A 19590-nucleotide genomic window follows, 5' to 3' on the forward strand; every position below is an offset into this window, starting at 1 on the left:
CTTGTGCATGTTGAACACTCAGATCACGCCTGCCGCGCGCAGCCGGGCGATGCTGTCCGGCGTCAGCCCCAGCAGATCGGCGTAAACGGCGTCGTTGTCCTGCCCCAGATCCGCGCCGGCATGCCTGGGCTGCGTCGGATCGCGGGTGAAGCGCGGCACGACGCTGGGCATCTGCAGCATGCCGAAGTCGCGGTCGGGGACGTCGACGATGGAACGGCGCGCCACCACGTGGGGATCCTTGACCACCTGGTCGATGCCATAGATCGGAGCCAGCGTGCCGTTCGCCTGTTCGAAGGCGGCCAGCACCTGCTCCAGGTCGTGTCCGGCGCACCAGTCGATGAAGATGCGGTTCAATTCCTGTTCGTGCTGGACCCGGCTGGCGTTGTTGGCGAAGCGCGGGTCTTGCGTCAGGTCGGGGCGGCCGATGGCGCGGCAGTTGTTGGCGAACATGGAATCGATCGAGCCCGCCATGGATACCCAGTGGTTGTCGCGGGTCCGGTAAACCGCGGACGGCGCGGAGTAGGGGCTGCGGTTGCCGTTGCGGGCGGGCACCGTGCCGAGCTGCTGGTAGACCCCGGGCATGAAGTCCAGCAGCCGGGTGATGCACTCCGTCAGCGCCAGGTCTATTTCTTCGCCGGGCCGGGCGGGGTCGCGCGCGCGCGGCCATAGCGCCGTGAGAATGCCGATGGCGCCAAACAGCCCGCCGATGGAATCGCCCAGCGGCATGCCCGCGTGCATGGGCTCGTCATCGGCATGCCCTGTGATGGTGGTCAGCCCGCCCATGGCTTCGAAGATCCGCGCGAAGCCCGGCCGTTCCGAGTAGGGGCCGGACTGGCCGAATCCCGTGACGCGCAGGATCACCAGGTTCGGCTTCAGCGACCACAGCACTTCCTTGGTCAGGCCCCAGCGGTCTAGCGTGCCTGGCCGGAAGTTCTCGATCAGCACGTCAAATTGCGGCAACAGCTGTTTGAAAATGTTGGCGCCCTCGGGCGTGCGCAAGTCCAGCGTGGCGAAGCGCTTGCCGCGCTGGGCTGCCTTCCACCAGATGCTCCTGCCGTCCTTGAACGGCGGAAAGGCGCGCATTCCGTCGCCCTTGCGCGGCAACTCCAGCTTGAGCACGTCGGCGCCGTAGTCGGCGAGCAGAGTGGCGGCGAAGGGGCCGGCCAGGACGGTGGCGATGTCCAGTACCCTGAGCCCGGCCAGGGGGCCTGTCTTGGCGTCGCTTTGCGTCATCATTGCGGCGCCAGTTGGCGGGCGATGATCTCCTTCATCACCTCGTTGGCGCCGCCATAGATCTTCTGGCCGCGCGAGTCCACGTACATGCGCGCTATCGGGTACTCGCGCATGAAGCCATATCCGCCGAAGAGCTGCAGGCAGCGGTCGACCGTCTCGCACTCTTTCTGCGTACCCCACCATTTCGCCATTGCCGCGGTGGCGGCGTCCAGCCGTCCTTGTTGTTGCCAGACGATGCATTGGTCGATGAAGACCCGCGCCAGCGCGGCCTCGGTCTTCATCTCGGCGAATTCGAAGCGCGTGTTCTGCAGCTTGAACAGCGGCTGGCCGAAGGCCTGACGCTGGTGCACGTGTTCCAGCGTGAGGCGCAAGGCCCGCTCGATGCTGCCGACGGCGCGTATGCCGATCAGCAGCCGCTCATAGGGCAGCTGCGCCATCATCTGGGAGAATCCCTGGCCCTCCGCGGCGCCCAGCAGGTTGGCGGCGGGCACTCTGGCCTCGTCGAAGAAGAGCTCCACGGTGTCCTGCGCCTTGAGCCCGATCTTGTCCAGCGGCTCGCCGCGCCGAAAACCCGCCAGATCTCGGGTTTCCACCATCAGCAGCGACACGCCCTTGGCGCCTAGTTTGGCGTCGGTCTTCACCGCCAGCATCACCAGGTCGGCGTGGCGGCCGTTGGTATTGAACGTCTTGGACCCATTGATGGCGTAGCTGTCGCCGTCGCGCCGCGCGCGGGTCTTGATGCCCTGCAGGTCGGATCCGGCGCCGGGTTCGGTCATGCCGATGGATGCGACGATATCGCCGCTGGCCATGCCGGGCAGCCAGCGCCGCTTCTGCTCCTCGCTGCCGTAGTGGTGCAGATAGTGGGCGACGATGTAGTGCGGGCCGAAGCCGGGGCCGAAGCCGCATTCCGCGCTGACTTCGACCAGCGCAGCCAGATGGGCGTAGTCGCCGTCGCCGCCGCCATACTCCGACGGCAGGTCCGCCAGCAGGAAGCCCATCGCGCCGAGCTGGTTCCAGGCCTCGCGGTCGATGTAGCCTTGCGCTTCCCAGGTCGGCACGCGCGGCAGCAGCTCGGCGTTCCAGTAGCGGCGGGCGGTCTGCTGGAACTGTTCGATCTCGGGCGTGCGCCACGGTGATTGGTAGTCGTCCATCAACATGTTGTGTCTCCTTTTCGTCCGTTGCGGCGTCGTTCAGGCGCCGTACTTGCCCAGCACAGAGACGCTGCACACGTTCTGCCAGGGAAAGCCGCCCAGGTTGTGGATCACGCCGATGGCGGGGTCGTCGGCGCGCTGGCGGGCGCCGGCGCGCCCCAGCATCTGCAGGTACATCTCATAGGCCATGCGCAATCCGGTGGCGCCGATGGGGTGGCCGAAGCATTTGAGGCCACCGTCGATCTGGCAGGGGATGGCGCCATCGGCGTCGTAGAAGCCATCCAGCACGTCATGGGCGCCGCGGCCTTCGGCCGAGATGTGCATGTCCTCCATGGTGACCAGTTCGGTGATGGAGAAGCAGTCATGCACTTCCAGCAGGTCGATCTGTGCGCGCGGCCGTCCTATCCCGGCCTCTTCATAGGCGCGCGCCGATGCCACCCGCGTGGTCTGGAAGTAGCTGCCGTCCCAGCTGTCGTGGCCGGCTTCGCTGCCGCTGGATACCGCGAGCTGGAGCGCCTTGATCGCCACCAGGTCGCGCTTGCCCAGGCCGCGCGCGATGTCCGGGGTGGTCAGGATGGCGCAGGCGGCGCCGTCGGAAACGCCGCAGCAGTCATACAGGCCCAGCGGCTCGGCGATCATCGGCGCGTTGATCGCGTCTTCCATGGTGATCGGATTGCGCAGATGGGCCTTGGGATTGCGGCCGGCGTTGGCGTGGCTTTTCACGGAGATGTGGGCGATGGCCCGCTTCAGGTCCTGGGCATCGACGCCGTGCTTGGCGCGGTAGGCGCTGGCAAGCTGCGCGAACGAGCCGGGCGCGCTGATGTTCGGCCACACGATGTCGTTGAGCGGACCGCGCGGACGTTGGGGCAGGCCGCCGTAGCCGGTGTCCTTGAGCTTCTCCACGCCGAAGGCCAGCGCGAAGTCGCAGGCGCCGGACGCCACCGCATAGGCGGCGCCGCGCAGCGCCTCCGACCCGGACGCGCAGAAGTTCTCGACCCGCGAGACGGGGATGTTGGGCAGCCTCAGGGCGACGCCCAGCGGCACGCCGCCGCTGCCCAGGTGCTGGGTTTCGATGCCGGTGCCCAGCCAGGCTGCCTGGATCTGCTCCTTACCGATTCCGGCGTCCCGCAGGCATTCGTCGAAGGCCTCGACCGCCAGGTTCTCGGCGCTGCGGTCCCAGCGCTCGCCGAAGTGCGAGCAGCCCATCCCCAGGATCACCACCTTGTCACGAATTCCCGTTGCCATGCCTGTTCTCCTTGGGGGCGGCGACCATCGCCTTCCAGAAATAGCGGGTGTAGCCGCGCGCGGCGTCGTGCGCCTTGATGCGAAAGCTCATGCGCAGCGCCAGGCCCACCGCCAACTCGTCTTCGTCGATGTCGGTGTAGTCCATCATCAGGCGGCCTCCGCCTTCGAACTGCACCATGCCGTAGCAGGCCGGCGGATTGGGGGTGTAGGCGAGGCGGTCCGCGGTGTAGCTCATGATCCTGGCCGGCGTGTCGGCAAACGGCAGATCCTCCTGCGCGCCGATGGCGCCGCAGGCGGGATTGACGCAAACGTCGGTGCGCGGCCACTGGGCCGTGCCGCAAGCGCCGCAACGTCCGCCGAGAAAGCCGTGCACCGCCTTGCGGTTGCGGTATTCGACGGAGAGCGGCGTGAGCTTGTCGTTGTCGGCGCGCATGCCGCGCTCCAGCGGAAGCTGGTCGTTGAACACCAGGAACTTCATGTAGTTGTCCTCGGCCTTGCCGCGCGCCAGCCAGCCTTGCGCGCCCTGACGGCTGGGCAGGGCAGCCAAGGCCTGGGTGGTGCGAAGCACCAGTACGTCGACCCCCTGGCCGAATGCGACCAGTACCAGTACCTGGCCGGGGACCGCCGCGCCCAGCGCATGCGCCAGCATCAGCAGGGGATGGGCGCAGCCGGCGTTGCCTACCGTGGACGCCAGGGTGTCATGCACGCGTTCGGGTGCGATGCCGGCCTGCTTGGCGATCCGCTGCGCCACGCCCTTTTGCGGCAGCGCCACGCACAGCGTGTCCACCTGGCCGGGTTCCAGGCCGGCCTGGCGCAACGCCGCCGAGATGGCGCCCGGAATCTGCGCGCCGTGACCTTCCTCGCGTATCCAGCGCTCTTCCCAATAGGTATCGGTGGTGGCGCCGGCGCCACGATAGTGGTCGGCCATGTCGATGGTACGGCTCTCCAGCGCCAGGGGTTCGGCGATGACCGCGCCGTCGCCCACCAGCACCGCGCCGGCGGCATCGCCGTACAGGAGCTCCTGCGCGCTGGCCACCTTGGCTTTGCGGCGATCGCTCGCCACGACCAGCGCATTGCGCCCAGCGCCGCCTCGCAGCGCCTGCATCAGGGCAGAGGTGGCGCCGCGCTGCGAGGACGCGACGTCGATGGCGCCGATGTCCTCGGCCAGATTCAAGGCCTGCGCCACGATGCTTGCGTTCAGCCGGCTGGCATAGGGCAGCGAGGTCGAGGCCAGAACCAGGTCGCCGACCGCGGGCGCATCGACCCCGCTCAGGCAATCGCGCGCCGCTTCGACTGCCATGGTGACGGCGTCTTCATCGAAGCCGCACATGGACCGCTCGCCGGCGCGATGCGCCGCCAGCGACGCGTCGTACCAGGAATGGCTGCGCACGATCGCCTCGCGCTGCAGGCGCAGGCGCGGGATGTAGGCGCCGAAGGAAAGTATGCCCCTCATGCGCGGACTCCTTGCGGCGGGTCGATGATGGCCAATCCATTGTTCAGCACCACTTTCCGGCGCTCCAGTGCCGTGGCGCGGAAACGCACCTCGCCGCTGGCGCCCCAAGCCTCGACGCGGATGGTCTCGCCGGGATAGACCGGCGCGCTGAAGCGCACCTCGATGCGTTTCAGCTTGGCCGGCTCGTAGTCGCACAGCATGCGCAGCAGCCCGTGGCAGGCGATGCCGTAGGAGCAGAGGCCATGCAGGATGGGCCGATCAAAGCCGCCCGCGCGGGCGACTTCCGGGTCTGCGTGCAGAGGATTGAAGTCTCCCGACAGGCGGTAGAGCAAGGCCTGGGACGAAAGCGTGGGCAGATCGCAGACGTGCTCGGGCGTGCTTTCAGGCAGTTTGACTGCCGCCGGCGATGGACCGCTGGCGCCGCCGAAGCCGCCATTGCCGCGCGCCATCACGGCCTGTTCCACGGTAGCCAACAGGGCGCCATCGTGCGTTTCCAGCGTGCGCTCCACGAAGAACAACGCGCCCACGTCCGGCCCCTTGTCGAGGATGTCCTTGATCCGGGTGCGGCCGATGACGGTGCCGGCGGGCGCCAGCGGACGATGCAGCTGCACCGACTGGCTGGCGTGCAGCACGCGGCGCCAGTCTATGCCGGTATCCGGTTCCTTCATCCAGAAACCGGGGTATCCCAGCACCGCGGCCTGGGTCGGCACGGCCAATTGGCGGTCCTCGTAGACGAAGGGCAGTTCGCGCGCATCCAGCGGGTCGCGGCCCAGGCCCAATCCCAGCGCGTACAGGATGGAGTCCTTGGACGTATAGGTCTGCTCCACCGGTTCGAAGTGGCGCCGCAGCAGCTTGTCGGGGTCGAGTCTCATGGCGGGCCTCATACCGGAGTCCAGGCGAACGCCTCGCGCGCGCTTTCCAGCGGCACCAGGCTGGGCTGCATCGCGGGGATCGCATGTTCGGCGATGGCCTCGACGGTCCAGCCTTCCGAGCGATGCACGCTGCGCACCGGCCGCGGCTGGCTGAACAGCATGATCTCGTTCTTGCGCACGCCGAAGATCTGGCCGCTCACGCCGGCCGCCAGATCCGACAGCAGGTACACGACCATGGGCGCGATCTTGTCCGCGGTCATCTGCTTGAAGCGTTCCAGCCGGCTCTTCTGCTCTTCGGTTTCATCGGGCAGGGTGCCGATGAGGCGGCTCCACGCCCAGGGCGACACGCAGTTCGAGCGCACGTTGCAACGCTCCATTTCCAGCGCGATGGAACGCGAGATCCCGACGATGCCCAACTTCGCCGCGGCGTAATTGGCCTGGCCGATGTTGCCCACCAGGCCGGCGGCCGAGGTCATGTGCACGTAGGCGCCGGACTGTTGTTCTCGGAACATCGCGGCGGCGGCGCGGCTGACGTTGTAGGCGCCTTGCAGATGCACGTCGATGACCTGCTGCCAGTCCAGGCTGCTCATCTTGTGGAACATGCGGTCGCGCAGGATGCCGGCGTTGTTGACCACGCCGTCCAGCCGTCCGAAGTGGTCGATAGCCGCCTGCACCATGCGCGCGGCGGCTTCGGGGTCGGAGACGCTGTCGCCGTTGGCGACGGCGCGCCCGCCCGCCTGGCGGATTTCCGCGACCACGTCGGACGCCGGATCCAGCGTACCTGCGCCTTCGCCGTTCGGACTGCCGCCCAGATCGTTGACCACGACCGCAGCGCCCTCGCGCGCCGCCAGCAAGGCGATTTCGCGGCCGACGCCGCGGCCGGCGCCTGTCACAAGCACGACTTTCCCTTCAAGAACTCCAGCCATTTCATCTTCTCCGCAGGTTGATGCGTTTACCCGGAATCGGGATGGGCCAACTGTAGGCATGGCAGGAAAGCGGGGTAAGCCCGCGCAGCGGATGGCAGGTATGCAGGATCGGCAACGCTGAGGCCGATCCATCGCGATCCGGGTCGTGCTGCGTGGCAGCAAGAACGTTCGAGGAGCCGCTTCGGGTTGATCCCGATACGCCATGGCTGAACATGGGCGCGCGCGTGGCATGGCGCGACGCAGCACCCGCGGTCCGGCGCCGCGCCCCGCCGAGCGGCCGCTATCCGCCCTGATATGATCAAAAAAAATCAACGCAGGCTGTCCCGTCCCAGGCAGGAGACAGAAAGTGAAACTGGTGGTCCGCGCAGCCGATGAGCTGAAGATCGAGAACGTGTCCGCTTTCGTCGCGACTGCGGAGTCAGGCAGCTTTTCGCAGGCGGCGGTGCTGCGGGGATGCTCGCAGTCCATGCTGAGCCGGCGCGTCTTGGAGCTGGAAGAGCTGCTGGGCGGCCGCCTGTTCAACCGCACCGGCCGCGGCGTGTTGCTGACCGAGCTAGGCGTGGCGCTGCTGCCGGTGGCGAGGGGGTTGCTGGATGGCGCCACCGGTTTCCTGGAGCTGGCGTCCTCCACCAACGAGCAGCCCTCGGGCACCGTCGAGATCGCGCTGCCGCGCTGGGCCGCGGAAGGCCCAGTGTCGATGCTGGTGAACCGCATCTCGTCGCAGTTTCCCCGGATCCACCTGGTCATACACGAAAGCTACAGCCGCGACGTGATGGACAGGCTGGCGGCGGGCAAGCTCGATATCGGCGTTTTCAACAGCTACCATGCCGACCCGCCCGCCCAGGCGCAGCGCCTGTTCTCGTCCGACCTGGTGCTGCTGGGTCGGCGCGACTCGCCGCTGCTGCGCGATCCCACCGTGCCGTTGGCCGCATTGAACGGCCTGTCCATCGTGATGCCGCCTTCGCCCAATCCCGTGGAGGCCGTGGTGCGCGAACGCACCCGCGACATGCGGCTGGAGTTGCGCGCCGAACTGGAAATAAACTCGGGCGCGATGATCCGCGAAGTGGTGCGCCGCTGCGGCCGCCATGCCATCACCCAGGTGCATCGCATCGAGGACTACCTGGACGAAGGCGACTTGGCGATTTCCCGCATCGTCGAACCGGCGCTCACGCTGCACACGTTCTGCGCCACCGGCGCCAAGCACCGCATCAACCGCGCCAGCCTCGCGGTCGAGCGCTGCCTGGTTGCGGTGCTGGCAGAGCACTTCGTCCGCTTGCAGCAGGCCGCGCAGATGCGCGAAGCGCGCTGGGCCAAGGCATGGCAGACGGCTGTCCAGACCGTGCATAGCTGATCGTCGGTTCGCGCATGGCACGCCGGAGTTCTTGTCGCTATCGTGACAGGCCACAAGAACCCGAGGAGACGAAACCATGTCCGTTGCCAGAACCGCGTGGCGCGCAGCCGCGCTCGCCTGCGCCGCACTGCTTGCTTCGATGTCCGCCGTAGCCGCCGATGCCTATCCGTCGCGTCCAATACGTTTCATCGTGCCCATCGGCCCCGGCAGCAGCGGCGACACGATGACGCGTACCTTCGCCGAGCATCTGCGCAAGGTGGCGGGCCAGTCCACGCTGGTGGAGAACCGGCCTGGCGCGGAACTCTCGCTAGGCACCCAGGTGGCGCTGAGCGCGCCCGCCGACGGTTATACCGTGGTGTTGATCAGCCCCAGCGCGACCGTGATCAACCCTTTGTTCGTCAAGGACTTGCCATACCGGCCCGAGGATCTGCTGCCGATGCTCAACGTGACCCGCCACGTGGCCGTGCTGGTCGCGTCAGTGAGCTCGCCGTACAAGAGCTTGGGCGACGTGGTTGCCGCAGCCCGCCGCGACCAGGGCGGCGTCAGCCTCGCTACCTACGGCAACAGCTATCGCCTGGGCGCACTCGACCTGGCCAGGCGCGCGGGCGTGAACTTCAACCAGGTACCGTACAAGGGCGCCGCGCAGGCGGTGGCGGATGTGGTGGGAGGATCGGTGGACCTGGCGTTGATCGACATTGCCGGCGCAGCGCCCTTGGTTGCCTCGGGAAAAATCCGGGCGCTGGCCGTGGCGGGGGACCAGCGTCATCCACTGTTGCCCGATGTGGCGACGGTGCAGGAATCCGGCTATCCGGGCTACTCCCTGTACATTTTCATCGGCTTCGCCATTCATGCCAAGACGCCCCCCGCCGTGGCAGGCAAGCTTGAAGACATGATGCGGCAGGTCATGGACGATCCGGCGCTGCGCGCGCAGCTTGCCCAGCAGAGCGGCGGCGAGGTGGTGGGCGCCGGGAGCAAGGAGTTTTCGCGGATGATACAGGCCGAGGCGGTGCGATATGGGGAGTTGGCGCGCCTGGTCGGCGGTGGCTCGCCATGATGCCTGCGGGCGTCGCGTCGCGGCCCGGGGATAGTGACCTGCCAATATTCTGGATGTATCGGCTGACCCAAATATAGTATTTCCGGCGCTTGCAGTTCTTACCTAGGATGTCCGGCAAGGCATTCTGGAATGGGAGCTGTCATGTTCGAAGGTGGTGCTAGCAGGGTATCCGGGACGCGGGTCCGGGCAGGGCGTTCGGGGAGCGGCGCATGAGCGGCCCGCTGGAAGGCGTGCGTATCCTCGATGTCACGACGGTGCTGATGGGCCCCTACGCCACGCAGATACTGGGAGACCTGGGCGCAGACGTGATCAAGGTCGAGCCGCCGGCCGGCGATAACGTGCGCGGCATTGGTCCGGCGCGCCATCCAGGCATGGGCGGAATCTTTCTGCACGCCAACCGCAGCAAGCGCAGCGTGGTGCTGGATTTGAAGCAGCCAGCGGGCCGCGAAGCGCTGCTGAAGCTGGCGGCCACCTGCGACGTCCTGATCTACAACGTGCGGCCCCAGGCGATGGCGCGGCTGGGGCTGTCGTACCAGGAACTGGCGCAGGTCAACCCCGCCATCCTGTACGTGGGCGTGTACGGCTACGACCAGCGCGGCCCCTATGCAGCGCGCGCTGCGTACGACGACCTGATCCAGGGCGCGGTGGGCATTCCGGCGCTGTCGGTCCAGGCCGGCGGCGAAACGCCGCGCTACGCGCCCAGTGCCATCGCCGACCGTATCGTGGGCATCAGCGCGGCCAACGCGGTCAGCGCCGGCCTGTACCACCGCGCGCGGACGGGCCAGGGGCAGGCCATCGACGTGCCCATGTTCGAGACCATGGCGCAGCTGATCCTGGGCGACCACATGGCGGGCCAGTCCTTCGAGCCGCCGCTGGGGCCAGCCGGATATCCGCGGATCCTGAACGCGGACCGGCGCCCTTATGCGACGTTGAACGGGCACATCTGCGTGCTGATCTATGCCGACAAGCAATGGGCGGCATTTTTTGAACTGATCGGGCAGCAAGGCCGCGAGTCCGCCGATCCCAGGTTCCGTGACATCGGCACCCGCACCCAGCACATCCATGCGATCTACCGCCTGGTGTCGGATGAGATCGCCAAGCGCACCACCGAGGATTGGCTCGAAGCGTTCGAGGCGGCGGATATTCCGGCCATGCCCATGCACACCGTCGAATCGCTGCTGCGCGATCCGCAGCTGGAGGCCGTCGGATTCTTCAGTACCGTCGAGCATCCCAGCGAGGGCAAGCTGCGCACCATGGCGGTGCCGTCGCGCTGGTCCGGCACGCCGCCAGCCCCCTCGCGGCCCGCGCCGCGGTTGGGCGAGCACAGCGTCGAGGTGCTGAAGGAGGCCGGCTACCCGGACGCTGCCATTGCCGCGCTGCTGCGGGATGGCGTGACCTCGATGGCGGCTGACGCTGCCGCAGCGACCGGAGCCGTCCATGACTGATTTCCTGAAACGCGAGCGCCATGGCGCCGTACTGCTCCTGACCATGAACCGCGCAGCCACGCGCAACGCGCTGTCCGATCCCGACGCGATCGACGCGCTGGTGGACGTCTGCGCCGATGTCAACGCGGACATGTCGGTGCGCGCCGTGGTGCTTACCGGCGCACATGGCGTGTTCTCTTCCGGGGGCAACCTCAAGACCCTGTCGGCGGCGGTCGGCGCCGGGCTGGGGGAGCCTGTGCGCAGCCGTCAGGCCTACCGCGACGGCATCCAGCGCGTGCCGCTGGCCCTGTGCAATCTGGAAGTGCCGACGATAGCGGCGGTCAATGGGCCGGCCATCGGCGCGGGCTGCGATCTGGCGTGCATGTGCGATATGCGCCTGGCCGCCGTGGAGGCGCGTTTCGCCGAGAGCTTCATCAAGCTGGGCCTGACGCCGGGAGACGGCGGCGCCTGGCTGCTGCCGCGGGTGGTCGGCATGTCGCGCGCCTGCGAGCTGGCGTTCACCGGCCGCAGCGTCGATGCCGCCCAGGCGCTCGATATGGGGCTGGTCTCGCAGGTGCTCAGCCAGGAGGCGCTGCTTCCGGCCGCGATGGCTTTGGCGCAGGAGATTGCCCAGCATTCCGGCCACGCGCTGCGCCTGACCAAGCGGCTGTTGCGCGAGGGCCAGCACACGCGGCTGGATACCTTGCTGGAACTGTCAGCGGGCTTCCAGGCGCTGGCGCATCACACGCAGGAGCACGCCAGCGCACTGGACGCGTACCTGGACAAGACGCGCGGCTGAGGGGCTTCGGCCCTGGCCACGGCAGCCTCGCCGGCGCGCAACCCATAACGAGGCGACACAAGGAGGAGACCCATGCAGACAAGGAGAAGAGCGCTGGTGGCCGCTTTAGGCGCGTTGGCCGGCTTGCCGCTGGCGCGCGCCGCCATCGCGAACACGGCGGCGTGGCCGGCGCAGCCCTTGCGGCTGATCCTGCCCTACGCGGCGGGAGGTCCGACCGATGTACTGGCCCGGGCCGTGGCGCAGCATGTGGCGCGCGAACTGGGCCAGCCGGTGATCGTCGAGAACAAGACCGGCGCCAGCGGCAACATCGCCGGTGAAACCGTGGCGCGCGCCCGGCCCGACGGCTATACGCTGCTGTACCACTCGTCCGGCCTGGCGATCAGCCCCGCGCTCTATCGCCAATTGCCCTATGACCCGTTGCGCGATTTCGCGCCGGTGGGGCTGACGGCCTCGATTCCGCTGGTGCTGATGACGAACAGTGCTTTGCCGCCCAAGGACACCAAGGAGTTCATCGCCTACCTCAAGGCGCGTCCCGATGCGCTCAGCTATGGGACCGGCGGCGTCGGCAACATCACGCATCTGAGCGTGGCGCTGTTCCTGCATGCGACCGGCACGCGCGCCGTGGGCATTCCGTTCAAGGGCACCAATCCGGCCATGGTGGCGATGCTGGGCGGCCAGGTGCAATTCATGGTGGACGCGATAAGCTCGGCGTTGCCCTACATCCGCGACGGCCGGGTCAGGGCGCTGGCCGTCACCGGCGCCGAGCGGTCGCCCGCGCTGCCGCAGGTGCCCACGCTGCGCGAAACGGGCCTGCAGGACCTTACGATGAGCACCTGGCAAGGCGTGCTGGCGCCGGCCGCGACGCCGCAGCCGGTGATCCAGCGCCTGAACCAGGCGGTGGCCGCGGCGGTGCGCGATCCGGCCATTGCCGGGCCGTTCACTGCGCAGGGCGTGGACCTGCGTAGTTCCTCGCCCGCGGAGTTCCAGGAATACCTGGGACAGGAGGTCAGGCGTTGGGGCGACGCGGTCAGAATGGCGGGCATACAGCCCGAATGAATACGGCAAACGCCATGGCTGCATAGCCACGGCCATGAACGCAACAGCCTTGCGGAGACAAGCATGAACATCAGGACCCTGGCCATGACGGCCATGCTGGGCGCGGCGCTGGCGTCGGGCGGCAACGCCCGCGCGGCAGACAAGTATCCCTCGCATCCCGTGAAGATCATCGTATCGCTGCCGCCGGGCAGCGGCGCCGACACGACGGCGCGATTCCTGTCCAAGCATCTGGCGGAGCAGTTCGGCCAGCCTTTCATCGTCGAGAACCGGCCGGGCGCCAACAGCTTCATCGCCGCCCAGGCCGTGGCGACCGCCGCCCCGGACGGCTACACCATGTTCGTGGCCAGCAATTCGCCCATGACGACCAACGCGGCCGTCTTCAAGCACCTGCCATATGACGCGATCAAGGATTTCTCTCCGGTCGCGCCCATTGCGCGCTTTCCGATGGTGCTGGTGGTGCCGGCCAGTTCGCCCTACCGCAACGTGGCGGACCTCGTGTCGGCCGCCCGGGAAGCGCCCGGCAAGCTGAACTTCGCGAGCGGAACCGCGACCTATCAGGTAGTGCTTGAGCTGTTCCATGAACAGAACGGGATCAAGGCCACGCACGTGCCGTACAAAGGCACTTCGGCCGCCTTGGCGGACCTGGCGGGCGGGGTGGTTCAGTACAGCCTGGCGGACGTCAGCGCTGCGCTGCCGCTGATCCGCGGCGGCAAGCTGAGGCCGCTGGCCGTGACCAGCGCCAAACGCATCAAGGACCTGCCGGACGTACCCACCATGCAGGAAAGCGGCACCAAGGGCTACGAGGCCTATGCCTGGACGGCCGCGTTCTTTCCCGCCAAGGTCGATCCCGCCATCGTGGCGCGCGTGTCGGATGCGGTGCAGGCGTTGGTGCGCAGCGACGAGGGCCGGGCGTTCATGGCCAATCTGGGCGGCGAGTCGTTCGTGGGAGGCCCCGACACGCTGGCGGCATTCCAGAAGGACGAACTCGAGTCCATGCGGCGTATCGCGAAGCTGGCCAACATCCAGCAGGAGTAGGCGCGCCCGCGTCCTGTCATGCGGAGACCGCTGCGGCGGTCTCCGGCCGCATCAGGCGGCAGGCCATTTCGACGAAATTGGCGGTGGTCGGCGTGGCGTTGTCCGGGTGCACGGCCAGGGCAATGCCCACCTTGATGGTTTCGGCCAGCTGCGAAACATTCACCAGGCGCACGTTGCTGCCGGCTTGCCGGCGGGCCACCGCCGGCACGATGGCTACCCCGAGCCCGCTTTCCACCAGGCTCAGTATGGTCTGCACCTGGATCGCTTCCTGCGCGATGCGCGGCACTACGCCCGCCTGCTGGAAGGCATACATGACCAGTGCGTGCATCCCCGGCACATGCGTGCGCGAGTAGCCGATGAACGGCTCATCCGCGAGCTCGCTCAACGCAACATCCGCGCTCTCGGCGTAGCGGCTGCCGGCTGGCACCGCCAGCATCAGGTGGTCCGGCTGCAGCAGGGTGACGCGCGCCGCCGTGGGTTCCAACACGGGGAAGCGCACCAGCGCCACGTCCAGCGTGTGCGCGTCCAGGCGTCGCAGCAGATCGACGGTGGTGGACTCTTCGATGATCAGGTCGACGCGCGGGTAATCCTTGCGGAACTCCGACAGCAGCCGCGGCATCAGCGAATAGGTGGACGAGCCAACGAAGCCCACCTTCAGCACGCCTTGTTCGCCGCTGGCGCCTTCTCTTGCCGCGCGGCGGATCTCCTCGGCATAAAACAGGGTGGTGCGCGCATATTGCAGCACGACCTGGCCGGCCGGCGTGGGCCGCAGGCCGGCTGGCAGCCTTTCGAACAACTGCACGCCGAGTTCCTGTTCCAGCTTCTTGATCGCGGTCGACAGGGGCGGCTGAGCCATGTGCAGGCGCTCGGCGGCGCGATGGAAGTTGAGCGTCTCGGACAGGACCAACAGCTGCTTGAGCTGGCGTAGCTCCACGGGTGTCTCCCTTGATGCGCCGGGCTCGCGATATTTGTGATGTATTACCCGGTCCACATCTAATATTAGACCGGGATGTGACCCCCGTGTAGATTGCCATGGAGCCCGCGCGCACCGCGCCGGGCAGGGTATTCACGGCACTTTCGGCAGTTCGAATGCATGCGGCGGCGCCGTGCCGCCGCGCGTTCCGGGGATCACATTGGGCGCTATCAACGAGGCACTGCGGCTTGCCGCGATTCCTGCGCAGGACGAGGCTTTGCGTCCGTCCGTGCGCGCCTTCTTGCGCGACGCGCTGAAGGACATGCCGGCGGACCGCCGCGCGCGTTCCTGGATGGGTTACGACGCGGAATTCAGCCGCGCGCTGGCGCGGCAGGGATGGCTGGGCCTGACCTTGCCCGCCGCCTACGGTGGCGCGGCGCGCAGCAATTTCGCCCGCTTCGTGTTGAGCGAGGAGCTGCTCGCGGCGGGCGCGCCGGTGTCGGCGCATTGGATTGCCGATCGCCAGACCGCGCCGCTGATCCTGCGCTACGGCTCGCCCGCGCAGCGCGATTTCTATCTGCCGCGCATCATACGAGGCGAAGCCTTCTTCGCCATCGGCATGAGCGAGCCAGACACCGGTTCCGACCTGGCCAGCGTGCGCACGCGCGCCACCCCCGACGCCGGCGGTTGGCTGCTGAACGGCCGCAAGATCTGGACCACCAACGCGCACCGCTCGCATTACATGTGCGCGCTGGTGCGCACATCGGGCGTGCCGGAAGACCGGCACAAGGGACTGTCGCAGATGATCTTCGACCTGTCCCTGCCTGGCATCGAGATTCGTCCGATCCGCGACATTGCGGGCGACGCCCATTTCTGCGAAGTCCTGTTCGACAACGTCCGCCTGCCGCGCGATGCGCTGGTAGGCGAAGAGGGCAGCGGCTGGCAGCAGGTCACGGCCGAACTGGCGCTGGAGCGCAGCGGCCCGGAGCGGATCTACTCCAGCATGTTGCTGATTGACGGTTGGCTTGCGCATCTGCGCCGGGCGGCGTCGCCGGACCCGGCGCATGTCCGGCTGGCGGGGCGCCTGGCCGGACGACTGGCGGTGCTGCGGAGCATGTCGCTGGCGGTGACGCAGCGGCTCAACGAGGGGGCCGACGCCAGCCTTGGGGCCGTGCTGGTGAAGGACCTGGGCACGGAGTTCGAACAGGCCGTGCCCGAATGGATAGGCCAGGCCTTGCGCGCGGACGCGGGCCCGGCGCCTGACGAGACGCTTGCACGCACGCTGGCTTACCTGACGCTCATCAATCCGACCTTTTCGCTGCGGGGCGGCACTCGCCATATCCTGCGCGGCATCATCGCGCGCGAGCTCGGCCTGCGCTAAGGCCCATCGACACCTGAAGGAGGGCCCCATGGCGGCATCCATCCAGCAAGACCTGTACGACGAATTTGCACGCGCCCTGGCTGGCTTGTGCCCGCCGGAGCGGGCCCGCGAGATCGAGGCGCAGGGCGGCGCAACCGACCCGGCTAGCCTCGCTGCCCGCACCTGGCAGGATATCGACGCGCTCGGGTATGTGGACGCTTTGACGCCTGCGGAACTGGGCGGCGCCGGATTGTCGCTGGCCGATGCCGAGGGTCTGCTGCGCGCGGCCGGCGCGTCAGCGTTGCCTTACCCGCTGGCCGACACCATGCTGGCGCGCGCCCTGTTGCGCAGCAGCGGCCAGACCGTGCCAGAGGGGCCTATTGCATTGGCCCGGGCGCTGCCGGGGCCTCGCGGTTTGCGCTGCGCTCAGACTCCAGGAGCCGGACTGGCGCGCACGCTGCTGGTCCAGCGCGACGGCTGCCTGTTGCTGCTGGCGACGCCGGCAGCATCCGATCCCGGCGTGTTCCGGCCGCTTGCCAGCGGCGCGCCCGCATGGACCGACTCGCCGCCTGTCCTCGGCCGCATCGCCTTGCCGGACGACGCCGTGCAGGCCTGGCGCAACGCCGCCGACGCGGCTGGAATCGCGGGCGCAATGCAGGCCGTGCTCGACCGCTGCATCGCCTTCGTGGGCGAACGCCAGCAATTCGGCAAAGCGCTGGGGCGCTTCCAGGCGATTCAGCAGGAAATCAGCGTGCTGGCGGAGCAGGTGGCATCCACCGCCATGGCGGCGCGGCTGGCTTGCTCCAGCGGCGCCATGTTCCCCGACGCCACGCTTGCGGCGTGCGCGCGGCTGCGGGCAGGCGAAGCCATTCCCGTCGTGTGCTCTCTGGCGCACGCGATCCACGGGGCGATCGGGATCACCGAAGAGCTGGCCCTGGGCCTCTACACCAGGCGGCTGCATGAATGGCGCGCCACCGGCATGAGCGAAGACGCATGCGCCAGCCTGATCGGAACCCAGCTGCTGGCGGGCGAAAGTCCATCGATGCTGGAGTTCGTGCGCAGCCTCATGGCGGCCGTGCCGGCGGATAGCGATGCCGAAGCGGCGCGCGTCCTCACATAGCGCGAGGCAGGCCGTTTTTTTTCGAATCCCATGCAACCGAGGTAATCATCCATGCCCTCAAGTTCAGATTCCGTCGTCATCGTCGGCGCGCAGCGCACGCCCATCGGCGCGTTCCAGGGAGTCTTGTCGCACTACACCGCGCCCCAGTTGGGCGCGCACGCGCTGGCGGCAGCCATGCGCCAGGCAGGCCTGCCGTCCGATGCGGCCCAGGAGGCGTTGATGGGCTGCTGCCTGTTTGCCGGCCTGGGGCAGGCGCCTGCGCGCCAGGCCGTGCTGGGCGCGGGGCTGCCGACCACGGTGCAGGCGACCACGCTCAGCAAGATGTGCGGCTCGGGCATGAAGGCCGTGACCCTGGCGCACGACATCCTGCGCGCCGGATCGGCGGATCTGGTGCTGGCCGGCGGGATGGAATCGATGAGCAACGCGCCGCATCTGATACCCAGGGCGCGCCAGGGATACCGGCTGGGCGACGGCCAGTTGCTGGACCATATGTACCGCGATGGCCTGCAGGATGCCTATGAAGGCCATCTGATGGGGCACTACGCAGATCTGGCCGCGCGCGAGCATGGCATCAGCCGCGCGCAACAGGACGTCTATGCGGAGCAGAGCGTGCTGCGGGCTCAGGGCAGCATCGCGGCAGGGACTTTCGCGGCCGAAATCGCACCCATCGCGGCGCGGGCCCGACGCGGCGAACCGGCGGGCGCGCTCGTGGCCGAAGACGAGACGCCAGGCCTGTGCGATGCGACGCGGCTGGCCAGCCTGAAGCCGGTCTTCACCGCCGATGGCACCGTCACGGCCGGCAACGCGTCCTCGATTTCGGACGGCGCGGCCGCCCTGGCGCTGACGCGGCTTGGCCACGCGGAAACGCTGGGGCTGGCGCCGCGCGCGCGCATCGTCGGGCATGCTGCCGCGGCGCTGGCGCCTGGGCAATTCCCCGTCGCGCCGGTGCAGGCCATCTCGCGCCTGCTCGACCGGGTGGGCTGGAGCCGAGACTCGGTGGACTTGTTCGAGATCAACGAGGCCTTCGCGGTGGTAGCCCTGATCGCGCTGCGGGATCTGGGCCTGCCGGCCGAGCGGGTCAACGTTGAAGGGGGCGCCTGCGCGCTGGGACATCCGGTGGGCGCCACCGGCGCGCGCATCATTGTCACGCTCTTGCACTCGCTGGAGCGGCGCGGACTGCGCCGCGGCGTGGCCTGCCTGTGCCTGGGCGGGGGCGAAGCCACGGCCATCGCCATCGAATTGCCTTGATCCGGCGGCGCGTCCGCCGCCTAGACATGGGAGGACGAGAACATGGGACCACTGGCTGGAATCAGGATCATCGAATTGGCCGGCATCGGGCCGGGGCCGATGGCGGCCATGTTGCTGGCCGACATGGGCGCGACGGTCCTGCGGATCGAACGCAAGGAGCCCGCCGACCTGGGCGTCAAGCGCGAGCTCAAGTACAACCTGCTGTTGCGCAGCCGCCGCTCGATAGCGTTGGACCTGAAGGACGCGCGCGCCGTCGCGCTGGTGCTGCGGCTGCTGCGCAAGGCCGACGGGCTGATCGAAGGATTCCGTCCAGGCGTGACCGAACGGCTGGGCCTGGGACCGCAAGCCTGCCTGGCGGAGAATCCCCGGTTGGTCTATGGCCGCATCACAGGCTGGGGCCAGGACGGGCCGCTGGCGCAAGTGGCCGGGCATGACATCAACTACATCGCCGTCACCGGCGTGCTGGACGCCATCGGCCGGGCTGGCCAGCCGCCCACGCCTCCGCTCGCATTGGTGGGCGATTTCGGCGGCGGCGGTCCCTATCTGGCATTGGGCATGCTGGCCGCCATCATCGAAGCGCGCCAGTCCGGGCAAGGCCAGGTGGTCGACGCCGCCGTGATGGACGGCGTGGCTTCGATGGCCACGGCCTTCTTCGGGCTGGCCGCGTCGGGGTCATGGCAGCCCCAGCGGGGTACCAACATCCTCGATTCGGGCGCGCCGTTCTATGACGTGTACCCATGCGCGGACGGCCTGTGGCTGTCGGTCGGCCCGATAGAACGCCGCTTCCACGAACTGCTGCTGCGGCAGCTGGGCCTGGACGACGATGCCATCCGCGAACTGGGAAACCATCAGGACAGGGCCACCTGGCCTCGCCTGCGGACGGCGCTGGCCGCCGCCTTTGCCCAGCGCCGCCGGGACGAATGGTGCGAGAGGCTGGCGCAGCTGGACGTGTGCGTGGCGCCCGTGCAAACGTTGGGAGATGCCGCCGGACATCCCCAGGTCAAGGCGCGCGGCACGCTGCTGGATGTGGACGGCATCACGCAGCCCGCGCCAGCGCCGCGCTTCAGCAGGACGCCCAACGCCAGGCCCACGGCGCCGCAGCCTCCGGATGCCGGGGCGTTGAGGGATTGGCTGGATCCGGAGGACTTCGAGGCATTTGGCGCAACCCTGTGAAGGCGGGGTCTTGCTCCGACCCGCTACGTTAGGAAATTTCCCAGGGGAGTTGGGGCTTTTTTCTAACGTTTTTCCTTGGGCAGAAGACGATTCTTACATCAATGGCCGTGTCAATAGGTGTATGCGTTTGCCTTTGACGTAACTTTTACAACAAGGCGTTTTGCAGGCCCCGAGACG

At 68.1% G+C, this 19590-nt stretch carries 17 protein-coding genes; 10 read left to right on the plus strand and 7 right to left on the minus strand.

From position 1 onward, the window contains the following. Positions 1–18 precede the first annotated feature (18 nt). Genes WBB14_RS09420 through WBB14_RS09445 form a run of 6 tightly spaced genes read right to left on the minus strand, consistent with a single transcriptional unit; the run spans position 19 to position 6880 of the window. Entirely contained in the window at positions 19–1236 is a 1218-nt protein-coding gene (locus tag WBB14_RS09420; RefSeq protein WP_424239584.1) for a CaiB/BaiF CoA transferase family protein, read from the minus strand. Then, complete coding sequence (locus WBB14_RS09425) at positions 1233–2390, minus strand: acyl-CoA dehydrogenase family protein (RefSeq protein ID WP_424239585.1); 1158 nt, start codon at positions 2388–2390, stop codon at positions 1233–1235. Before WBB14_RS09425 ends, WBB14_RS09420 begins: the two co-directional genes overlap by 4 nt. A gap of 33 nt (positions 2391–2423) precedes the next feature. Beyond that, positions 2424–3629: an acetyl-CoA acetyltransferase gene (locus tag WBB14_RS09430; RefSeq protein ID WP_424239586.1), complete on the minus strand. Its 1206-nt coding sequence runs from the start codon at positions 3627–3629 to the stop codon at positions 2424–2426. Further along, positions 3610–5082 carry a 3-oxoacyl-[acyl-carrier-protein] synthase III C-terminal domain-containing protein gene (locus tag WBB14_RS09435; RefSeq protein ID WP_424239587.1) on the minus strand — a complete coding sequence of 491 codons (1473 nt, stop codon included), beginning with the start codon at positions 5080–5082 and terminating at the stop codon, positions 3610–3612. Before WBB14_RS09435 ends, WBB14_RS09430 begins: the two co-directional genes overlap by 20 nt. Next, positions 5079–5954: a MaoC/PaaZ C-terminal domain-containing protein gene (locus WBB14_RS09440; RefSeq protein ID WP_424239588.1), complete on the minus strand. Its 876-nt coding sequence runs from the start codon at positions 5952–5954 to the stop codon at positions 5079–5081. The genes WBB14_RS09435 and WBB14_RS09440 overlap by 4 nt, the downstream gene beginning before the upstream one ends. A gap of 8 nt (positions 5955–5962) precedes the next feature. Next, entirely contained in the window at positions 5963–6880 is a 918-nt protein-coding gene (locus WBB14_RS09445) for an SDR family NAD(P)-dependent oxidoreductase (RefSeq protein WP_424239589.1), read from the minus strand. Positions 6881–7226: 346 nt separating this feature from the next. Here WBB14_RS09445 and WBB14_RS09450 point away from each other — a divergent pair, with 346 nt between their 5' ends. From WBB14_RS09450 to WBB14_RS09475, 6 genes are all read left to right on the plus strand, one after another. Beyond that, the gene (locus WBB14_RS09450) at positions 7227–8231 is read left to right on the plus strand and encodes a LysR family transcriptional regulator (protein ID WP_424239590.1); all 1005 of its coding nucleotides are present in this window, start codon (positions 7227–7229) and stop codon (positions 8229–8231) included. 76 nt (positions 8232–8307) lie between these two features. Beyond that, a complete protein-coding gene (locus tag WBB14_RS09455) occupies positions 8308–9285 on the plus strand; it encodes a tripartite tricarboxylate transporter substrate binding protein (protein WP_424239591.1) in 978 nt (325 codons plus the stop codon). Between the two features lie 209 nt (positions 9286–9494). Further along, the gene (locus WBB14_RS09460; RefSeq protein ID WP_424239592.1) at positions 9495–10730 is read left to right on the plus strand and encodes a CaiB/BaiF CoA transferase family protein; all 1236 of its coding nucleotides are present in this window, start codon (positions 9495–9497) and stop codon (positions 10728–10730) included. Then, positions 10723–11508 carry a crotonase/enoyl-CoA hydratase family protein gene (locus WBB14_RS09465; RefSeq protein ID WP_424239593.1) on the plus strand — a complete coding sequence of 262 codons (786 nt, stop codon included), beginning with the start codon at positions 10723–10725 and terminating at the stop codon, positions 11506–11508. Before WBB14_RS09460 ends, WBB14_RS09465 begins: the two co-directional genes overlap by 8 nt. A 96-nt stretch (positions 11509–11604) precedes the next feature. Further along, positions 11605–12564, plus strand: coding sequence for a tripartite tricarboxylate transporter substrate binding protein (locus WBB14_RS09470; RefSeq protein ID WP_424239594.1), 960 nt, complete (start codon positions 11605–11607; stop codon positions 12562–12564). 63 nt (positions 12565–12627) lie between these two features. Next, positions 12628–13599 (plus strand): Bug family tripartite tricarboxylate transporter substrate binding protein, encoded by a 972-nt coding sequence (locus WBB14_RS09475; protein ID WP_424239595.1) that lies wholly within the window; start codon positions 12628–12630, stop codon positions 13597–13599. Between the two features lie 16 nt (positions 13600–13615). Here the strand turns inward: WBB14_RS09475 and WBB14_RS09480 are convergent, their stop codons facing one another. Continuing rightward, positions 13616–14533 carry a LysR family transcriptional regulator gene (locus tag WBB14_RS09480; protein WP_424239596.1) on the minus strand — a complete coding sequence of 306 codons (918 nt, stop codon included), beginning with the start codon at positions 14531–14533 and terminating at the stop codon, positions 13616–13618. A 199-nt stretch (positions 14534–14732) separates the two neighbouring features. Between WBB14_RS09480 and WBB14_RS09485 the strand changes: the two genes are divergently transcribed. Genes WBB14_RS09485 through WBB14_RS09500 form a run of 4 tightly spaced genes read left to right on the plus strand, consistent with a single transcriptional unit; the run spans position 14733 to position 19413 of the window. Then, positions 14733–15893 carry an acyl-CoA dehydrogenase family protein gene (locus WBB14_RS09485; RefSeq protein ID WP_424239597.1) on the plus strand — a complete coding sequence of 387 codons (1161 nt, stop codon included), beginning with the start codon at positions 14733–14735 and terminating at the stop codon, positions 15891–15893. Between the two features lie 28 nt (positions 15894–15921). Then, entirely contained in the window at positions 15922–16992 is a 1071-nt protein-coding gene (locus WBB14_RS09490) for an acyl-CoA dehydrogenase family protein (RefSeq protein WP_424239598.1), read from the plus strand. A gap of 51 nt (positions 16993–17043) precedes the next feature. After that, the gene (locus tag WBB14_RS09495; protein ID WP_424239599.1) at positions 17044–18240 is read left to right on the plus strand and encodes a thiolase family protein; all 1197 of its coding nucleotides are present in this window, start codon (positions 17044–17046) and stop codon (positions 18238–18240) included. Positions 18241–18282: 42 nt separating this feature from the next. Next, positions 18283–19413, plus strand: a complete 1131-nt coding sequence (locus WBB14_RS09500) for a CaiB/BaiF CoA transferase family protein (RefSeq protein WP_424239600.1) — start codon at positions 18283–18285, stop codon at positions 19411–19413. Positions 19414–19590 lie beyond the last annotated feature (177 nt).

The sequence above is a fragment of the Achromobacter sp. genome (assembly GCF_049647645.1).
In the GTDB taxonomy this organism is placed as follows: domain Bacteria; phylum Pseudomonadota; class Gammaproteobacteria; order Burkholderiales; family Burkholderiaceae_B; genus Achromobacter.